The following is a 2,370-nucleotide window of genomic DNA, read 5'->3' as shown; positions in this document are numbered from 1 at the left end:
GATACCGTTGGCGAAATATTACTTAACATTTGATAGAGGGGAACTTCGGTGTAATACATGGAGAAAAGGAATGGGCTTTCCCGTGTATTACATGGGGAAGGAAAAAAGGAAGAAGGAAACGCAATTTATTAATAAACTAGAAGAAATATCTGTGGAGACGAGTATATGTGCTTACATCCCGAAGAAATTCCTCCAGTCCCAGAAGAAACGGCTCGTGTAGCTTTTGCAGCATTCCCTAAAGGTAATATGTATATGCGTCTGCGCGACGAACTTGGAATCTTTTTTCAGGATGAAGACTTTGCTTCTGTATATCCTCCAAGGGGGCAATCAGCACAAGCACCTTGGCGACTAGCGATGGTACTGATAATGCAATTCTTAGAAAACCTGTCTGATAGACAAGCAGCCCAAGCGGTGCGAGCAAGAATTGATTGGAAATATGCTTTATCGTTAGAATTAACAGACCCAGGCTTTGATTTTAGTGTTTTAAGCGAATTCCGCGACCGACTAATCTCCGGGGGAATCGAGCAGCAAATACTAGACTTGATGCTCTCAAGATTTCAGGAATTAAAACTGCTATCAGCACGAGGAAAACAGCGCACCGACTCCACCCATGTTCTGGCAGTAGTCAGAGAGTTAAGTCGATTAGAAAATCTAGGGGAAACTCTAAGGTATGCAATGAATGCTGTAGCATTCGTTGACCCAACTTGGCTCAAGTTACTGGCTCCCCCTGAGTGGTACGACCGATATTCAAAACGTTTTGAAGATTATCGACTGCCCAAAACTGCTCCAGAGCGAGAAGCATTGGCTATCCTGATTGGGGCGGATGGCTTTCGTTTACTTGATGCCATCTATGCACAAACATCTCCACTGTTTCTACAAAAGCTGCCAGCAATAGAAGTCTTACGTCAAGTTTGGCTACAACAATATCATGCGCCCACGGAGAAAATTGAGTTACGCAATGAAAAAGATGGGCCACCTTCATCTGTGAGAATTTGGTCTGCTTATGATTTAGATGCACGTAACAGCACTAAACGCACTACTAACTGGACAGGGTATAAAGTGCATCTGACAGAAAGTTGCGATGAAGATGCACCTCACATCATCACTCATGTCATAACGACTCCTGCTACCAGTCCAGACCAAACAGTGATACCCTCAATCCATCAAGCTTTGGCTAAAAAAGAACTTTTACCTGAGCAACATTTAGTTGACCAAGGATACACTTCAGCCCAATTGCTTTCTAATTCCCAGTACGACTATGACATTGATCTGTTTGGTCGAGTACCTCTTGATGTCGGATGGCAATCAAAAGCAGGTTTGGGATTTGATTTATCTCACTTTCAAATCAATTGGAAGCAAAAAATAGCCTATTGTCCTCAAGGCAAGCACAGTAGCCGTTGGAAAAAAACTCAAGATGCCTATGGAAAGCCAATAATTCGTGTTGACTTCAGTGCAAGCGATTGTTCAGTTTGTCCTGTTCGTTCCCACTGTACCCGCTCAAAAACCAAGCCACGTGGCTTAACTTTACAGTTGCAATCTGATTACGAAGTTCTCCAGAAAGCTAGAGAGCGGCAAAAAACTGAACAGTTTCAACAACAGTATGCACTGCGGTCTGGGATTGAGGGAACTATTTCGCAAGGGATTCGAGCTTTTGAATTACGTCACTGCCGTTATGTTGGTTTAGCAAAATCCCATCTACAGCATATCCTCACCGCAGCCGCTATGAATCTAGTCAGAGTGTTTGCTTGGTGGGAGGAGATGCCTTTGGCGAAAACGCGCAAATCACACTTGGCGAAATTGGCAGACCCAATTTTAGCCTAGTCCATATCTGTTGAATACTTTGCCCAAATGCTAATATAGTCTCATTCTTTCTCCATGTAATACATGGAGAATCATCCACTCTTGAGTTAGATTTACTGTGTAATACACGGAAATATTTATGTGGAAACGGGATATTCAAGGCAAATTTGCCCTGAAAAATGATGATTATCGTCAAGTACGCTCTTTAAGGTTGACTGATGATACCTGGAAGGCTTTGGGTATTGCTGCTGAATGTTTAGGCATGACTAGGGCTGACTATTTGTCACACTTGATTAGTGGCAATGCCCTGACAAGTATTGCACGGCAAAGTTCAGATTTTTTAGCTCCCACTTCCCCAAAAAACGAATCTCAACACAGTATTACACCGAATCACGAGTCTCATCAAATACCAGGGGTTTCAGAACTGGTAATTTTACGTGACCGTGTTTTGTCTGAACTAAAGCTGGGTAAGCAAGCCACTGGGTATAAAACTGCTCTGAAGGCTCTCAATCGTTTCATCACTGAACTAACCAGCTAGTATCCTGCTTCTCTGAATTCGCCAACAGTATC

At 43.0% G+C, this 2,370-nt stretch carries 2 protein-coding genes; both read left to right on the top strand.

All coding sequences use genetic code 11. From position 1 onward, the window contains the following. Positions 1 to 165: 165 nt before the first annotated feature. Positions 166 to 1,821: an IS1182 family transposase gene (locus ACM0OW_RS25645; RefSeq protein ID WP_414553534.1), complete on the top strand. Its 1,656-nt coding sequence runs from the start codon at positions 166 to 168 to the stop codon at positions 1,819 to 1,821. A gap of 118 nt (positions 1,822 to 1,939) precedes the next feature. Further along, positions 1,940 to 2,338 (top strand): hypothetical protein, encoded by a 399-nt coding sequence (locus ACM0OW_RS25640; protein ID WP_414553533.1) that lies wholly within the window; start codon positions 1,940 to 1,942, stop codon positions 2,336 to 2,338. The last annotated feature ends 32 nt before the right edge of the window (positions 2,339 to 2,370 follow it).

Source organism: Anabaena sp. CCY 0017, assembly GCF_963920885.1.
Classification (GTDB): domain Bacteria; phylum Cyanobacteriota; class Cyanobacteriia; order Cyanobacteriales; family Nostocaceae; genus Nodularia.
The sequence above is the reverse complement of the archived record's forward strand: the minus strand, read 5'-3'. Positions and strand labels throughout refer to the sequence as shown.

Bases quoted from the DNA above. Each gene is read 5' to 3' on its own strand.
- ACM0OW_RS25645 (WP_414553534.1), top strand. From the start codon at position 166: ATGTGCTTACATCCCGAAGAAATTCCTCCAGTCCCAGAAGAAACGGCT.
- ACM0OW_RS25640 (WP_414553533.1), top strand. From the start codon at position 1,940: ATGTGGAAACGGGATATTCAAGGCAAATTTGCCCTGAAAAATGATGAT.